The 16,553-nt window shown below is 48.6% G+C and carries 13 protein-coding genes; 4 read left to right on the top strand and 9 right to left on the bottom strand.

The window, feature by feature from the left end:
- Positions 1–88: 88 nt before the first annotated feature.
- The 3 genes from secA to Q7C_RS04160 are packed head-to-tail and all read left to right on the top strand — an operon-like array spanning position 89 to position 5,108.
- A complete protein-coding gene (secA, locus tag Q7C_RS04170; RefSeq protein ID WP_014703449.1) occupies positions 89–2,815 on the top strand; it encodes a preprotein translocase subunit SecA in 2,727 nt (908 codons plus the stop codon).
- The gene (gene argJ / locus Q7C_RS04165) at positions 2,815–4,041 is read left to right on the top strand and encodes a bifunctional glutamate N-acetyltransferase/amino-acid acetyltransferase ArgJ (RefSeq protein ID WP_014703448.1); all 1,227 of its coding nucleotides are present in this window, start codon (positions 2,815–2,817) and stop codon (positions 4,039–4,041) included. Before secA ends, argJ begins: the two co-directional genes overlap by 1 nt.
- 8 nt (positions 4,042–4,049) lie before the next feature.
- Complete coding sequence (locus tag Q7C_RS04160) at positions 4,050–5,108, top strand: DUF3549 family protein (protein WP_014703447.1); 1,059 nt, start codon at positions 4,050–4,052, stop codon at positions 5,106–5,108.
- 8 nt (positions 5,109–5,116) lie between these two features.
- Here Q7C_RS04160 and def read toward each other — a convergent pair whose 3' ends face one another.
- The 4 genes from def to Q7C_RS04140 form a co-directional block, all read right to left on the bottom strand.
- A complete protein-coding gene (gene def / locus Q7C_RS04155) occupies positions 5,117–5,653 on the bottom strand; it encodes a peptide deformylase (RefSeq protein WP_014703446.1) in 537 nt (178 codons plus the stop codon).
- Positions 5,654–6,295 (bottom strand): 2OG-Fe(II) oxygenase, encoded by a 642-nt coding sequence (locus Q7C_RS04150; protein WP_014703445.1) that lies wholly within the window; start codon positions 6,293–6,295, stop codon positions 5,654–5,656.
- Positions 6,296–6,421: 126 nt separating this feature from the next.
- Positions 6,422–7,651 (bottom strand): nucleoside recognition domain-containing protein, encoded by a 1,230-nt coding sequence (locus Q7C_RS04145; RefSeq protein ID WP_014703444.1) that lies wholly within the window; start codon positions 7,649–7,651, stop codon positions 6,422–6,424.
- Positions 7,652–7,709: 58 nt separating this feature from the next.
- Positions 7,710–9,509 (bottom strand): DEAD/DEAH box helicase, encoded by a 1,800-nt coding sequence (locus Q7C_RS04140; protein ID WP_014703443.1) that lies wholly within the window; start codon positions 9,507–9,509, stop codon positions 7,710–7,712.
- Positions 9,510–9,778: 269 nt separating this feature from the next.
- Between Q7C_RS04140 and Q7C_RS04135 the strand changes: the two genes are divergently transcribed.
- A complete protein-coding gene (locus Q7C_RS04135; protein WP_014703442.1) occupies positions 9,779–9,988 on the top strand; it encodes a dodecin in 210 nt (69 codons plus the stop codon).
- A gap of 73 nt (positions 9,989–10,061) precedes the next feature.
- Here the strand turns inward: Q7C_RS04135 and Q7C_RS04130 are convergent, their stop codons facing one another.
- The 5 genes from Q7C_RS04130 to Q7C_RS04110 all read right to left on the bottom strand — a co-directional run bounded on the left by Q7C_RS04130 (position 10,062) and on the right by Q7C_RS04110 (position 16,525).
- Positions 10,062–11,657, bottom strand: coding sequence for an ABC-F family ATPase (locus Q7C_RS04130; protein ID WP_014703441.1), 1,596 nt, complete (start codon positions 11,655–11,657; stop codon positions 10,062–10,064).
- A gap of 327 nt (positions 11,658–11,984) precedes the next feature.
- Positions 11,985–12,695: a LamG-like jellyroll fold domain-containing protein gene (locus Q7C_RS04125; RefSeq protein ID WP_014703440.1), complete on the bottom strand. Its 711-nt coding sequence runs from the start codon at positions 12,693–12,695 to the stop codon at positions 11,985–11,987.
- Entirely contained in the window at positions 12,692–13,444 is a 753-nt protein-coding gene (locus Q7C_RS04120; RefSeq protein WP_014703439.1) for a hypothetical protein, read from the bottom strand. Before Q7C_RS04120 ends, Q7C_RS04125 begins: the two co-directional genes overlap by 4 nt.
- Positions 13,441–16,338 (bottom strand): phage tail protein, encoded by a 2,898-nt coding sequence (locus Q7C_RS04115; RefSeq protein ID WP_014703438.1) that lies wholly within the window; start codon positions 16,336–16,338, stop codon positions 13,441–13,443. The genes Q7C_RS04120 and Q7C_RS04115 overlap by 4 nt, the downstream gene beginning before the upstream one ends.
- The gene (locus Q7C_RS04110) at positions 16,328–16,525 is read right to left on the bottom strand and encodes a hypothetical protein (RefSeq protein ID WP_041366504.1); all 198 of its coding nucleotides are present in this window, start codon (positions 16,523–16,525) and stop codon (positions 16,328–16,330) included. Before Q7C_RS04110 ends, Q7C_RS04115 begins: the two co-directional genes overlap by 11 nt.
- Positions 16,526–16,553 lie beyond the last annotated feature (28 nt).

The following is a 16,553-nucleotide window of genomic DNA, read 5'->3' as shown; positions in this document are numbered from 1 at the left end:
CGATCTTAGGCATCGTCCGCGTTATAATCGCGCCTTTATCAATCAATCCACGTTTTTGATGACGTGCATCAACTAGGTAAGTTTAGTCATGGTAGGCAAGATATTTAGCAAGCTTTTAGGCAGTCGTAATGACCGGGTTGTTAAAAAGCTGCAAAAAATAGTGAATCAGATTAATCATCTGGAGACTACCTACGCTGAGCTTGATGATGCTGCCTTAGCCGCCAAGACCACCGAATTTCGTCAGCGCTTAAATGATGGTCAATCCCTGAGTGATATTTTGCCCGAAGCCTTTGCTGTTGTTCGAGAAGCGGGCAAGCGCACCCTTGAAATGCGACATTTTGATGTCCAGCTTATTGGCGGTATGGTCTTGAATGATGGCCGAATTGCAGAAATGAAAACGGGTGAGGGTAAAACACTAGTTGCTACCTTGGCCGTTTATCTAAATGCCTTAGAAGGTAAAGGCGTGCATGTTATTACCGTCAACGACTATCTGGCTCAGCGTGATGCTGCCTGGATGAGTAAGTTATACGGTTTTTTAGGGTTGTCTACGGGAGTTATTGTCAGCGGATTGGATGGCGAAGAGCGTCGTCAAGCCTATGCTGCCGATATTACTTATGGCACCAACAATGAATTTGGCTTTGATTACCTTCGCGATAACATGGCTTTTCGTTTGGAAGATAAGGTTCAGCGTGATCTTAATTTCGCGGTGATTGATGAAGTTGACTCCATTTTAATTGACGAAGCACGAACCCCTCTCATCATCTCTGGTCCAGCGGAAGATAGTTCTGAACGTTACCAGCAGATCAATGCGTTGATTCCGCAATTGATCCGACAGGAAGAACAGGATGAGGAGGTGACCAAGCCCGGTGATTACACGGTTGATGAAAAAAACAAGCAGGTGCACTTTACTGAGCAGGGGCATGAGAAGGTTGAGCAACTGCTGACTACCGCCGGGATCTTGAATGAAGATGCCAGTCTATACGATGCAGCCAATATTGGTCTGATGCATCATGTTACGGCGGCACTGCGTGCGCATGTTCTATTTCAACGCGATGTGGACTACATCGTTCAGGATAATCAGGTTGTCATTGTTGATGAATTCACGGGCCGTACGATGCCTGGGCGGCGTTGGTCAGAAGGCTTACACCAAGCTGTTGAGGCCAAGGAAGGCGTCCGGATTCAAAATGAAAACCAGACGCTAGCTTCAATTACCTTCCAAAATTATTTCCGTCTTTACGACAAGCTGTCCGGTATGACAGGTACCGCAGATACCGAAGCTTATGAGTTACATTCTATTTATGGGTTGGAAGTGGTCGTTATCCCGACGCACCGGCCAATGCAACGAAAAGATGAAGCTGATCGAATCTATTTGACGGCCACTGAAAAATACGACGCGATTCTGCATGATATTCAGGATTGTGTTGACAGAAAACAGCCGGTTCTTGTCGGAACAGCCTCTATCGAGAGCTCAGAGTATCTCGATACATTACTGACCAAGGCTAAAATTCCGCACGAAGTATTGAATGCCAAGTTCCACGAAAAAGAAGCGCAGATTATTGCTCATGCAGGCAAACCCGGCGCTGTAACGATTGCGACCAATATGGCCGGTCGGGGAACAGATATTGTCTTAGGCGGGAGTCTGGATGCCGATTTGGAGACACTGTCTGACCCAGCCGATGAGGCACAGAAAAAAGCGGTAAAAGCGGCATGGCAACAGCGCCATGATGCCGTTGTTAGCGCCGGCGGCTTACATATTATTGGCACAGAACGTCATGAATCGCGGCGGATTGATAATCAGTTGCGCGGTCGTTCCGGACGTCAGGGTGATGCGGGATCAACCCGATTCTACTTATCTCTGGAAGATAATCTGATGCGGATATTTGCGTCAGATCGCATGGCCAGCCTGATGCAAAAATTAGGTATGGAAAAAGGTGAAGCCATCGAACATCCCTGGGTCAGCCGTGCGATTGAGAATGCCCAGCGGAAAGTTGAAGGACACAACTTTGATATCCGTAAGCAGCTGCTTGAGTTTGATGATGTCGCCAATGATCAGCGAAAAGTTGTCTACGAGCAGCGTAATGAATTGATGGCTACTGACGATTTGTCCCAAAATGTCGTCAGCATGCGTGCAAGCGTATTGAATGATGTGATCAGCATTTATGTGCCACCAAACAGTATTGATGAGCAATGGCATATTTCTGGTCTGGAGGATGCATTGCGCGATGACTTTGCACTGGATCTGGATATCAGTGGCTGGCTGGAAGCAGATAGTAGTTTGTATGAAGAGACGCTGCGAACAAAAATTATTGAAGCAGCAGAAGCTGCCAGTCAGGAAAAAGAACAGCAGGTGGGTAGCGAACTGATGCGCCATTTTGAAAAAGCCGTCATGTTGCAAACGCTGGATTCACAATGGAAAGAACATCTCGCGCAAATGGATTATTTGCGTCAGGGGATTAATCTGCGTGGTTACGCGCAAAAAGATCCCAAACAGGAATACAAGCGTGAGGCATTTACGCTGTTTTCAACCATGCTGGGCAATATCAAGCGTGAAGTCATCAGTCTGATTTCTCGTGTACAGGTGCGTGCTGAGTCCGATATTGAAGCCGTTGAAGCACAGCGGCGTCAGTCTGTTGATGACGTTGAATATCAGCATGCCGAAGCCACCACATCTGCTGAGCAAGAAGCGGAGCCAACACCACCTCAACCGATGGCGTCTGCGCCAATTACTCGGGATGGGCGTAAAGTGGGCCGCAACGAATTATGCCCATGTGGCAGCGGTAAAAAATTCAAACATTGTTGTGGTAAAGTCAGTTAATGGCAGTAAATTTATTGCCGCCTGATGCAGCGGATTTATTGCCAATCCAAGGAATTCGTCTTGCCACCGCGAGTGCTGGCATCAAAAAACCGGGGCGCCAAGATGTTGTGCTGATTGAAATTGCGGAGCACAGTGCGACGGCCGCGGTTTATACGCGAAATGCGTTTTGTGCTGCGCCGGTACAAATCTGCCGTGAGCATCAGAAAAAAACATCACCACGCTATTTATTGATTAATTCCGGAAATGCCAATGCAGGAACCGGACAGCAAGGTATGCAAGCCGCCCGACAGTCATGTCAGGCTGTGTCAGAAGTGACCGGAGTGTCCAGCCACGCTGTTCTGCCTTTTTCAACCGGGGTCATTGGTCAGCAACTGCCCGTTGACAAGATCGAAGCTGTGTTGCCAGATGCGGTTGCAAATTTGCAAGCTGATAACTGGTTAGGTGCAGCCAAGGCAATCATGACTACGGATACAGTTGCCAAGGCACGAAGTGTGCAATGTCGGCTGAGTGGTCAAGTCGTGACCATAACCGGTATCGCTAAAGGTGCGGGCATGATACGACCGGACATGGCGACCATGCTGGCCTATATAGCCACTGACGCAGTGATCAGCCAGCCTTTATTGTCAGTGATGCTGCAAAAAGTCATGGATGAAAGTTTTAATCGTATTACCGTCGACGGTGATACGTCTACGAATGATGCTTGTGTGCTTATTGCCACTGGTAGAGCAAGGCAAGCCGAAATTACCGAACTGGACAGTGATGATGCACAGTGCTTTGTTGAAGCACTGACTGATTTGTGCCGGTACTTGGCTCAAGCAATTGTGCGGGATGGTGAAGGGGCTACCAAATTCATCAGTATCAATGTAACTGGCGGTGCGGATAGTGCGGAATGTCGTCAAGTCGCTTATACAATCGCTCATTCGCCATTAGTGAAAACGGCGTTATTTGCTTCGGATCCAAACTGGGGGCGAATTTTGGCCGCGGTTGGCCGCAGTGGTCTGAATGCACTTGATTTGACCAAAGTGGATATTGCGCTTGATGAAGTCCAAATTGTTTCGGCAGGGCAACCCGCGCCCGATTACACTGAAGCTCGGGGCCAAGCGGTGATGAATCAGTCAGAATTGACTATCCATGTCGCGTTAGGGCGCGGCGATTTAGAAGATTTAGTCTGGACCTGTGACCTGTCATACGACTACGTTAAGATTAACGCCGAATATCGCACTTGAGTGAATTGATGGCGCAGCAAAAAATATCGACGCTGACTTCTTTTTTTGAGCAAAGCGGCACCAAATACCGAATCTTCGATATGGGACGGCGCGTTAGTAAAATCAGTTCGACTGATTTTGCGCGTATTGAAAATGCGGCGTTGCCGTATCCGATGCCATTTCAGCGTATGGCTTGGCTGGCTATCGTGTTTTGGGCGCCAGGGCGACCAGATCAGCATTATGTCTGGTTTCTTCAGCTTCCCTTGGACGAACAGGGCTTGTTATTGCAAGTAGCACGCGATGAGTTTCTGGTGGCGGTGCTGGATCGCGTCGGTGAATCCATGTTGGCCGCGGCAGATGGTCACCGGCTTCAAGGTGCGTTAAAAGACAGTCCTTACAGTTTTACGCCACGAGAAGAAAAAATGGCGGCATTTAATGCCCTCGCAACGGCAACACTGCGCCTGCCTCCGTCACCGTATTTTCCGGCCGCGAAGGCGTATTTCACTGGCAACGCTGATTCACAAGTCTGGTCGGAATTAGCACTCCAGGGAGTGGCCGATGTGGCGGTGCGCTTGCCGGAGACAGATGATGTAGCGGACTTAATTCAAACGCTACCTGGGTTGCCGGCAACGCCGTTTCAAACGCTTGCCCGGTTTCTTGAGCAGGTTGCCATTCCAACCAGTTTGGTAGAAGCATTCATAGCGCAGCTCTCGGCGGCCTTGGGTGAGGTTGATCCCGACGTCAATCACGTAGCTGCTTGCCTGAGAGCGATTTCAAATACGGCTGCTCAAGGGCTGGTTGCAGAAACTGTCAGAAAAGTTTTGCAACATGACTGTAGTCGCAACGTCGAAATACTCGCCGTGGTGAGTGGCCGTTGCTGGTCAACTTTGGCAGAGCCAACGATCGCGCATTTATTTTGTGAGCGTTTGGCAATTAATGATGCGGGGCAACCCGGGTTTAGTCAGTTATTGGCAGATGTTTTATATTTGCCAAATTTGCGTGACCCGATCATGCAAGCATTGCGTTCGCCAGGCCGTTCTGATGCCTTGGCAACGTCAGTTGGAATCATGTTCGGGCAATCAGCATAGCTTGTTGTTTATGCCATAGTGGATAGGGTGTTTCGCCATTGTTTCTCGGTCATTATGTCCAGTGTGGAATCGACATGATCAATAAACAGCCGGCCTTGCAGATGATCGTATTCATGTTGAAACAATCTGGCCAGAAACCCGGTATATCGGATTTGAACACGCTCACCTTGGCGCGTGTCGTACGCAACATCAATAGCATTTGACCGCGGTACCAAAGCCCGTAATCCGGGGATACTGAGACAACCTTCCCAGTCTTTTTCCATTTCCGTTGAATAATGGAGAATAGTTGGGTTAAGGATGCAGGCTGGCTTCATCACTGGCGCATTCGGATATCGCTGATTTGGGTGACTGCACATAATAAAAATTTGCAGGCTAATACCCACCTGGGGTGCTGCGATACCCATGCCTTGCTTCTGGACAACAAAGGTCAGCAGATTATCGAGTAATCGCTGTGTATCTGGTTCGGCAATATCCAATACAGGGTTGGCTGGTTTTCTAAGTTGCGGATGGCCTAGCTCGCGTATTTCCCAGTCGAGATCAGTCATTTAAATTGACGGCGCTTGCAAGGGATCAAGACAACGAAACCAGCCTGCGATACTGTAACGATCCTGTCGGCAGGGCAAGACTTCATGTGGAAAGGTGTCACTTAAAAAAACAACAAAGGTGCCCAGTTCGGGTTCAACGGATGCGATTATCTTTTCTGTGCCGGGTTGGTACATAGCCAGTTGACCTCCCGCTTCTGCTGGCCAGAAAGGGTTGAGATACAAAACCGTTGTCAGAATCCGGTTTGATTGTCCTTTAAATGCATCGACATGGCGTTTGTAAAATGCACCTGGACCATAATGCGCAAAATGTGCTTCATAATCAAACAAGCCGAGAAAAAGTCGCTCATTGAGCGCGAGACGAAATGATGACATTGCAGCGAGATAAGCCTGATCGATCGGGTGTTCGTCACTTAGCCAGCGTGTTTCATCTCGACGAATTGTCGTGTTTAATTGAAACTGTTGATCACGCCCAATACCGGCGCGGGTCAACGCATTATGGTCGTCCAGACGAGCAACGCGTCGATACAAATCATGATTTAATGGCAGCGGTAACAGCTGTGGCAAAATACAATAGCCGTTCTCGGCAAGTTGATCTGCAACCTGATCCAGTAAATCAGGCGAAACCAGTAGGGGCGCATTCAAGGCATCATTTCTCCATCAGCACAATAACTTGTGAATCGAATTCAACAAGGCTATGCCCATGCGGGGCGATAAAATGTAGCAGAAAATGCGGCTAGCAGTAGATTTATTTTGGACTGGCCTTGTGCTTTAACCAAAAAACCAGTAAGCGATAAAAATGGCAGCGAGGATGCCAGCAATATCGGCCGCCAAACCGCAGCTGACAGCATGACGGACTTTACGTATGCCAACCGCACCGAAATACACGGCCAAAACATAAAAAGTGGTTTCTGTACTACCTTGAACGATTGAAGCGAGGCGTCCGGCAAACGAGTCGGCACCATGGACTTCCATGGTATCGATCAGCATGGCTCTTGCCCCACTACCACTAAATGGTTTCATTAAAGCCGTTGGTAAGGCGTCAATAAACCGGGCATCCAAACCAAAAGACAGCACCAGATAACGCAGCCCATCCGCCAGTAAATCCAATGCCCCGCTGGCTCTGAATACGCCGATAGCCACAAGCATGGCAACCAGATAAGGAATAATCATCACTGCAGTGCTAAAGCCTTCCTTCGCCCCTTCAATAAAGGCTTCGTAGGCGTTCACCCTGCGCCAGCTGGCGGCAACAATGAAAGCGATGACCAGAGAGAAAATGATTAAATTACTGATCAAGGCGGATTGCGCTTGCATCTGCGCTTGACTTAGTTGACCGAAATAAGCCAGTAAGCCAAAGACGATCAGGCTGATCACTCCCAGGTAGGTGAGTACAACACGATCCAGCAAGTTAATTTTTTGTACAAAGGCAACAGTAATCAGGCCAACCATGGTAGAACAATAGGTGGCAATCAATAAGGGAATGAACACATCGGTTGGATTAGCGGCGCCCATTTGTGCACGATAAGTAAAAATCGTGACGGGAAATAACGTAACTGCGGAGGTATTGATAACCAAAAATAGGATCTGCGGATTACTCGCTGTGTCCTTGAAGGGATTGAGCTTTTGTAACTCCTGCATGGCCTTGATTCCAAGTGGCGTCGCAGCATTATCCAGACCAAGCGCATTTGCCGACATGTTCATGACCATGGCCCCCAGCGCGGGATGGTTTTTGGGCACTTCAGGCATCAATCTTGTGAAAAGCGGCGTCAAGCCGCGTGTTAACCATTCGATAAAGCCGCTACGTTCACCGATTTTCATCATACCCAGCCATAGCGTCAGAATACCGGTTAATCCCAGGGCAATCTCAAAAGCCGTGGTTGCCAACGCAAACAACGCCTGCATGATTTCACCAAAAATAACGGTATCACCCAAGACCAGTAATTTGAATAAGGCGACCGCAAAGGCAATCAGAAAAAAAGCAATCCAGATAATATTCAGCATCGGGTTATTTTGGCATGCTGAAAAAAAAAGTCACTGCATGCAGTGACTTTTTAGTGGTTTAGCGCTTTTTGCTGGTGCGCTGTTTGGGGCGATTACCCGCATTAAGCGCTCTTCCTGCTCCTCTCGCCTTATTCAGCTTGGGCCGAATCGGAGCCGGAGAATTATCGATCTCATCGTTAGCAAGGCTCAAATTGAGTTGTTTGTTGGCGACCCAAACCTTACGCAGATGTTGGAAGATATCTTTGGGCATGCCCTGCGGCAAATTAATTAAACTGTGATCTTCATTAATGGTAATCCGGCCAATAAAGCGGCTTTCGATACCGGCCTCGTTGGCAATGGCGCCAACCAGATTACGTGGCTCAACATTATCAACACGGCCGACTTCGGCGCGATAAATGTCCATATCAGGATCAGTTGGGTGGCGGTCATCCGCACGAAAATCCTTGCGTCGCTCGCGGCGAGGTAGACGCTCATCATTAAACTGTCGTTCGTTGGCGTTTTCTCGTGGTTTGCGTTCGCTGACATGTTTAACTGGCGGGTTGAGAGGCCGATCTTTTTGCAGTAGATAGGTCAATGCAGCAGCCATATCCATCGGGTCAGCGTTATGCTCTTGCTGATAACGTTGCATCAAGTTTTCAAAATAACTCAGGTCCTGAGATTCGATGGTTTCCGTTAAGGTTTCCATAAACTGGATAACACGCCGGTCGGCAATTTCTTCCGTGCTCGGCAGCTGCATGCGGGTGATGGTTTGGCGTGTTGCTTTTTCAATCGCCGCCAACATTCTTTTTTCGCGCGGTGACACGAACAGAATGGCTTCGCCCTGGCGACCAGCACGGCCGGTACGGCCAATTCGGTGAACGTAAGACTCGGTATCATAAGGGATATCGTAATTCACCACATGGCTCATGCGCTCGATGTCCAGTCCCCGAGCAGCAACATCCGTGGCAATCAGAATATCAATTTGTCCCTTTTTCATGCGTTCAATGGTTTTCTCTCGCAAGGCCTGATTCATATCGCCATTGATAGCTGAAGCGGAATAGCCACGTGCTTCTAGTTTTTCTGCCAGTTCCACCGTGGCATTTTTGGTGCGGACAAAGATGATCATGCCATCAAAGTTTTCGACTTCCAGAATCCGGGTCAGTGCGTCCAGCTTGTGTAGACCTGTGACCTGCCAGTAGCGTTGGTTTATGGTTTCGACTGTTGACGTGTTTGACTTGATACGGACTTCAACCGGATCCTTCAGATATTTTTGCGCCACTCGATGAATCGGGCCAGGCATGGTTGCGGAAAATAAGGCAACCTGACGACTATCCGGTGTCTGCTGCAGAATGGTTTCAACATCATCGATGAAGCCCATGCGCAGCATTTCATCGGCTTCATCGAGCACCAAAGCCTGTAATTGATCGAGTTTCAAAGTTCGACGCCGGATATGATCCAAAATTCGACCTGGCGTACCGACAATTACCTGAGGTTGGCGTTTTAACGCCCGTAATTGAATGCCGACACTTTGACCGCCGTAAATCGGCAGAATATGAAAATCTTTCAGGTGCCGGGCATAAGATTGCATTGCTTCAGATACCTGAATGGCCAATTCCCGCGTCGGAGCCAGCACGAGTAGCTGTGTGGCTTTGCTTTTTAGGTCAAGTCGGCTTAATAACGGCAGAGAGAAAGCCGCGGTTTTACCGGTGCCGGTTTGTGCCTGACCCAACAGATCGCGGCCGGTGAGCAGCGGTGGAATACTCTGCGCCTGAATAGGTGAGGGCGTTTCATAGCCAGCTTGTTGTACGGCTTCAAGAATAGCGGGGGCTAGCCCTAACTCAGAAAATGAGGGCGCTGCATCGTGTTGTTCTGTAGACATGGAGTAACCTGTGAAGGACAGTGAGCTATTTAGGCAAACGGTCTGGGGATAAAACGGAGTTGGTGATTATACCGTTCATTTATGTTAAATGATAGCAAAATCATTTATTTATTCAGGTTGGCTGGGCGTTATTTTTTATCGCTGGCAAGCCTTGCCTTGTTCAGTCTAAGATAGGGCTATCTGGTCTTTGTGGATATTAATCGTGTCGATGACACGCAGCCGCTGGTCAGTGTGCTTGTAAACAATTTATTAAATGCAGAGGAGCAGTCATGTCTGATCATATTTACAAACACATCGAAATTACTGGTAGTTCGACGGAGAGCTCGGATAAGGCGATTGAGAATGCCATTGCCAAAGCAACGCAAAGTCTGCATCAAGTACATTGGTTTCAAGTCATAGATACCCGAGGCTATATTGAAGAAGGCAAAGTGAAGTATTGGCAGGTAACCATCAAGATTGGTTTTCGATTGGATGACTGAAAACGCCTACGCCGACATATTGATTTAAATATGTCGGCGCTTTGCTTAAATCCTGACGAAAATCCGGTAAGGATTAATTAACGCCTAGATGCTGTAAGTACGCTTCATAATTGCCATGAAAGTCAGTCACGCCATCGGTTTGAATATCCAGAATCCGATCCGCTAAGGAGGAGACAAATTCACGGTCATGCGAGACAAACAGCAAGGTGCCATCAAATTGTTCCAGTGCGTAATTAAGCGATTCAATGGATTCCATATCCATGTGATTAGTAGGTTCATCCATCACCAGAATATTCGGCTTTTGCAGAATCAACTTGCCGAACAGCATCCGTCCTTTTTCGCCACCGGATAAGACATTTACTTTTTTGTCGATTTGGGAGCCCGAAAACAACAAACGCCCCAAGGTACCGCGAATCACTTGCTCATCATCTCCAGAACCGGCCCATTGTTGCATCCACTCGAACAAGGTTAAATTTTGTTTGAATTGGTGATCGTGGTCTTGTGCGTAGTAACCAATGTTGGCATTTTCAGACCATTTAATTTCTCCGGAAATCGCCGCCAAATCGCCAATCAACGTTTTAACCAGACTCGTTTTACCAATGCCATTCGGGCCAATAATGGCAATTTTTTCACCGACTTCGACCCTCAAATTCAGTTTTTTAAACAGCGGCTGCTCATCGGCGTAACCCTGTGTCAGATGCGTCACTTCCAATGCATTACGAAACAGCTTTTTATCTTGCTGAAATCGAATAAAAGGATTAACCCGACTGGAAGGTTTCATATCTTCCAATTGGATTTTATCGATTTGTTTTTGCCGAGAGGTGGCTTGTTTGGCTTTGGAAGCATTGGCGGAAAAGCGAGAAACAAACTCTTGTAGCTCTTTAATTTGCGCTTTTTTACGCGCGTTATCAGCCTGTAAGCGTTCACGGGCCTGTGTCGAGGCAATCATGTAATCATCATAATTGCCGGGATAGAGGCGAAGTTCTCCATAATCCATGTCCGCCATGTGTGTGCAGACGCTATTCAGAAAGTGGCGATCATGAGAGATGATGATCATGGTGCTGTTGCGCTGATTTAATACGCCTTCCAGCCAGCGAATGGTATTAATATCCAAGTGGTTAGTGGGTTCATCGAGCAGTAGGATATCTGGATCCGCAAACAATACCTGCGCCAGTAAAATACGCAATTTCCAGCCTGGCGCAATTTCACTCATTGGCCCGTAATGCTGGGCAACTGGAATACCGACGCCAAGCAATAATTCTCCAGCACGAGATTCAGCGGTATAGCCATCTAGCTCAGCATATTGGCCCTCAAGTTCTGCCACTTTCAGACCATCTTCTTCACTCATTTCTGGCAGACTATAAATACGCTCTCTTTCACGGTGCACTGCCCAGAGTTGCGGTTGTCCCATAATCACTACGTCAATGACGCGGTCGCTTTCATAAGCAAACTGGTCTTGTTTCAAGACAGCAAATGACTCATTGGGATCACGAACAACATTGCCTGAACTAGGCTCTTGCAATCCTGCAAGAATTTTCATAAAAGTCGATTTTCCGCAGCCATTGGCGCCAATGAGGCCATAACGGTTTCCTTCGCCAAACTTGACAGAAACGTTTTCGAAAAGCGGCTTGGCGCCGAACTGCATGGTGATATTGGCTGTACTAAGCAAGGTGTGGATCCTGAGATTAAGCTAGAGACAGATTTCTGCCAAAAAGGCGTGATTATACATGGAGATAGTTGATGTGAGGCAGATAAAAAAAATGCCAGCCCGAGGGCTGGCATAAAGTCTGTCAGTGTCAGAGAGAGATGGTTACCGTGGCGACCATCTGTTGTTAATATTAATGATAATAATTCACATTTGCAAGAATTAATTTCATTAATCTGCTATTTTTTTATAACTTGCTGTAGCCGCGCGCGATAAAACCAACCTGGGTGCGCGATAATTTAACTTTATTATCTGTTACAAATAATAAAAACCTTTTCCAGAATAGAACTATCAAACCAATCCGACTCCGGTTGTGATCGCCGTTATAGTTGCCGCTAGTTCAGCATCCGATAGTGCATAGTCGTACGCAATGCTACGAGATTGATCCAAGTGTCCGTGAATAACTGTGCTCGCACTTTCTTGATTCCAGCCACGCCGAGCGAATCTAGTATTCGTGGAGCCGGTATTCATGGTGCCGGTAAATTCGGTACTTTCCTGCAAACTTAATCCGTTAAAAATCTGCACTGCGCTACCAGTGAACCTAACAGATACGGTGTACCAGGTACCTACTGCAATAGCCTCGTTAAATGTGGCTGAGTGAAAAGTACCCTCGGTGTTGCAAATCGATACGCGAGGCTTATTGAGACCTCCAGAGGCGGGTGAGAAGACAGTTAGCTGCCACTCGTTCTTCGCCGTCACATCGTCGTCGCTGCGGCTGTTAGCGATCCAAACTCCATCGGTATCGAACCCGTCAAAACGCACGAGCATAATGAGCGTAAAGGCGTTATCGTTGAAAGCCAGTCTCGCGCACTGACCGTAATCATTATTCCCATCATAGTCGACATGGTCTTCATGCTGATCTGCGCCACCAAACAGGCCAATATCGTAATCGCCCGTTACGTCCGTTGCATCACCGGCCATCAGCCATAGAGCTATATAGTCCCCCGGCACCAGTGGCGACGGCTTACTAACAGCCCGTCTCCATCTTCGCTGCGGCATCATGACGCGTACCCCCCTGCTGCTATATATCTGATTGTTGTGTTATTTAGTGTTTCTGCAAGTATTACTGTCACTGGGCTAAATGTAATCCCGTCACCATTGAGCAGTGGTGTCAGTGCCGATACATCAGGGGCATAAGTATCTGCGGCAAACAATATTATTTTTAGCTGAGCACCGGCGGGCATGTTGCTCACAGTGATATCGGTGTCTGCAGCGCTCAGTGTCGCGTATTGGAAATCGCCGTCATCATAGTCAAAATCAAGAGCGTTGCCGGAGATATTTCCTGTTACATCGACCGGCTTGCCGCGTATTTTATCTGCCCAGGCGTTTTGAATATTGACGCCGTTCAGTGGGTTTGGTATCGACGCGGCAGTGAAAAATGCTTGAAGATCAGCCAGCGTAGTACGGTAGTTTGCTGCGATCTCAGCAATGGTGATTGACGCACCCGCAGTCTCGGGGGTCGCCACTGCCGAAGTTATGACTATCGCTCCCGCTGTCGATGAGACAACCTCATGCACACCATTGAGCGCACTAACAGTAGATCCGGTCACCTGCACATAGCCGCCGGGTTTAACCAGTGGCAGTGAGTTATTAGAGTCAGATATCGTCTTCGTGCCAGCATCGTAGGCGATGGTTGTCGCGGTGTAGCTGCCGTCGGACTCTGTGTCGGATAGCAGTATGAATTCATTCCCGCGTAGTGCTGAACCCGCTAATGCCAGATAATCCGAAATTTTCTTAAATACTAAGCTCATTCTGGTCTCTCCATTTCGATGTACTCACCGTTTTCGCCCAAAATAACGGCCGTGAAAGTGGCGATAGGCCGTTCTTGAGATAGCAAGTCTCTGTCGATCTCATCTGGGTCGGCATCGGGGGCGATGAACTGAACGAAAGGTGCTTGCAATGACCTTTCATCCTCCCGAACCGCCCACAAACGGATAACAACAAAAAACGTATCCGTGGGCGTTGGATATGTAACAAAATCCAAATCATAGGTCTTGACGGAGCCAAGGTCTTCTGAAAACCAGTTTTCTTCGATTAACAAGCCGTCAACGTCCAGTGCGTCGGCTTCAATTAAGTAGGTCGTTCCCACTTCGGGTCCGTAGTCGTCCGAGTTAAAATAAGAAACAACCTGATCAGCTTGGATTATGCGGTCCCTATATGACCATGTGAATGTGACAGACGCACTCGGCGGCTGGTAGAGTTCCCCTGGGTACAGCAACCCTTCTACGCGAAAATTGGCGGGTGGATAGGGTTTGAATATGCGCCCGTCCATTTCAACAGCGTGTTTTGCGTAAGGACCTGGTTCAGTTCCACCAGCGCTGTTCGCTACCGCGTACCCCTCAACAGTTTCCCCTGGGAGGAATATTGTCTCGCTGTAGCTAAGTTCCTCTCCGATGACGTAGAGTGGCGCGCCTGCTGGGATCGGTAGTGGGAGGGTGTCTGCGACGCCGCGTAATAAGTACAGTACGCTGTCCCCGCTAGTAAACTCTACAGAGACGGCGGCGATCTCCCGCTCCGCGTCTAGCGCGTTACCGATCAAGACCAACTGTCCCACAGAGAGTGACTCGACTCCTATCTCACTGGATATCGGTATCACAGTCTCTTGCCGGTCAGAGATCGAACTGGCCGCGATCAAAGTTGGCGTGTATGCACTCTCTATCGCTTCCTCGGGGTCTGGTTCTTGAGTTGTCCCTTCTGGATAAACGTAGAGATCATAACCCAAGGAAACCCCCGAACTAGGCTCTGCTGCCGCGAACCCGTAGGCGGCTGATGTATTTTCCGAGGGGATAGCCTGCTCACCGACGAGTTGCATCGCTAAGAAATAAGGTATCTCAAACGCGGTTTTATGTTTTATCGAACCTGATATGGACGTTGAGTCCGACCACTGGGTCCCTGCCGGGGTACCGAAAGTGCTGAACACCTGCCCAAACACGTCCTCCGCCCACTCAAGCGTAATGTCGCCGTTGAGTTGACTAGACTCATTGCGTTTAGTAACACGACACACCATAGTCTCTATGTCGTCATCCGGCGAGTTTAGTTTGAACACATCACCAGGTCGCAGGTTAGCATGTACGCGGTTGGTCCGAATGCGTCCTTGATAAAAAGGCTTGCTGGATCGCGCCAGATCGCGTTCACCCACAATCATAGCCGAATATCGATTAGTGATACCCGCGTATTGATATGTCTTTTGATTAATGTACCCCACAGCGTCAACGGCTGCCGCGTCACTGAGCGTCACTGAATCGTCTTTACCGGTCTCTCTGTTCCAGAACTCGATAACAACCTGGTTAAATATTTCGTTCTCCATCGGAGCGTTGAAATTGACCAATTCAGAGTTGCTAGGGTCAAGGATCGGCAGTGTCTCCGGGTCGTAGTCGTCCCGGATCAGCTTTATCTCCATCAGACCTGTTTCAGGGTCCTGATAGGGTATAGCGTCGATGTGGCGTGCTATTTCTTCAATAATTTCACGCCATCGGATTTCTTCTGTGAAAAGGAATGATACCCCTAACTTTTCCTCAAATAGGGTATCGGCCGCAGTTTCGTAGCTGTCCCCCATCTTTGATTCGGGGAACCGTCCGCCCCAAACTTTGTCGGTGTGACACTCCCGCATTAGATGGATCGGATTAATGTCCCACATGGTAAAAGCCGACCGGAGGGCGTCCGCAATCGCGTCTGCGTTACTGCCGGAAATCACTGGCACACCGTCTGCGGGCGTGTTGTCCATCAGCTCCGTGTGCGAGGTGTCCGCAAGGTCGATGTTGAAAGCGTGTGCCTGAACGTTAGGTATGTTGCTTAACTGTTCACTCGCCTCAATATCAGTGCCTTCCGGCGAAGGCTCACCGTCCGTCAAAAATATAAATTTTTTGATCGGTTTATTGCTCGTATTGAAAAACGCGGACATAGCGTATATGGACGCCGTGAAATCGGTGGCTCCCATTGACGCATCGACAGCGTTTACAAAAGCGCGCAACTCTGAGATCGCTGCCGCATCAATATTATACTTAGCTAAAGCCTGTGACCCTGACGCCCATATATTGACACGTATATCGTGAGATATGCCGATCTCGGTTAACCAATCAAAAACCGAGTTCATGGCTTCTTTAACAACCGCCCATCTGTTGGAATCCGGGGGGAACATGGACCCCGAGGCGTCAAGGGAGAACTGCACAGCCGAAGGGGTTCTGTCATAGCCTCCGAAAATCGCAGCTTTCTCGTCGTACCACTGTGGAGACCCATCGCTGAGCTTATGAATTGCCTGCGCTCTGAATTTAATCGGCTTTATATACGGGCTGTTGCCGAAATAAAAATCATCGAAAAATAGAGAGACTACACCACGGTAGGCCGGCATTAGCGGACCACCAATTCGCGATACCATACGTGCTAACCGTGGTTGGGTCGGCCAGCCCATACCCAGTCTTATGGTGCCGGATACGCCGCCTTCACGCTGTTCCCCTCCAAATAACTTAGGTTGGCTGATCTCAATCGTAGACCAGTCGTCAGTCAGACCTTCTTCTATGCCCACCCATGCCAGATTTTCAGCAAACCAGATATGGCTGATATGGTCAAAATTACTAAGCGCAAGGACCAAGTGTTGGTCTTCGTAGTATTTATACCCGACCGTTTGACGTTTCCCGCTACCGCCCATCGTCTACCTCTTTCTCGGCCAACTCTGCGACTGCGACTGCAAACGGGCAGCCCGTCTCACGAAGCGCCTTGGTCTCGACGCCATTGCGAAACTCGCGCAAAGTGAACCCATTTCTCGCGCCCCAGTTTAGAAATCCGTCACGACAATATCGAAGTTGCCGAATGTGCCGAATATAAACTCTAGCCACGGTTAAGGTTTCCTGCGGATTGCTTTAG

Origin of the sequence: Methylophaga frappieri (assembly GCF_000260965.1) — a bacterium.
Classification (GTDB): domain Bacteria; phylum Pseudomonadota; class Gammaproteobacteria; order Nitrosococcales; family Methylophagaceae; genus Methylophaga; species Methylophaga frappieri.
Note: the sequence above shows the minus strand (reverse complement) of the source record. Positions and strands in the feature narration are given on the sequence as shown.

Excerpts from the sequence above, each read along its gene's own strand:
- secA (WP_014703449.1), top strand. The coding sequence starts at position 89 with ATGGTAGGCAAGATATTTAGCAAGCTTTTAGGCAGTCGTAATGACCGG.
- argJ (WP_014703448.1), top strand. The coding sequence starts at position 2,815 with ATGGCAGTAAATTTATTGCCGCCTGATGCAGCGGATTTATTGCCAATC.
- Q7C_RS04160 (WP_014703447.1), top strand. The coding sequence starts at position 4,050 with ATGGCGCAGCAAAAAATATCGACGCTGACTTCTTTTTTTGAGCAAAGC.
- def (WP_014703446.1), bottom strand. The coding sequence starts at position 5,653 with ATGACTGATCTCGACTGGGAAATACGCGAGCTAGGCCATCCGCAACTT.
- Q7C_RS04145 (WP_014703444.1), bottom strand. The coding sequence starts at position 7,651 with ATGCTGAATATTATCTGGATTGCTTTTTTTCTGATTGCCTTTGCGGTC.
- Q7C_RS04140 (WP_014703443.1), bottom strand. The coding sequence starts at position 9,509 with ATGTCTACAGAACAACACGATGCAGCGCCCTCATTTTCTGAGTTAGGG.
- Q7C_RS04135 (WP_014703442.1), top strand. The coding sequence starts at position 9,779 with ATGTCTGATCATATTTACAAACACATCGAAATTACTGGTAGTTCGACG.
- Q7C_RS04125 (WP_014703440.1), bottom strand. The coding sequence starts at position 12,695 with ATGATGCCGCAGCGAAGATGGAGACGGGCTGTTAGTAAGCCGTCGCCA.
- Q7C_RS04120 (WP_014703439.1), bottom strand. The coding sequence starts at position 13,444 with ATGAGCTTAGTATTTAAGAAAATTTCGGATTATCTGGCATTAGCGGGT.
- Q7C_RS04115 (WP_014703438.1), bottom strand. The coding sequence starts at position 16,338 with ATGGGCGGTAGCGGGAAACGTCAAACGGTCGGGTATAAATACTACGAA.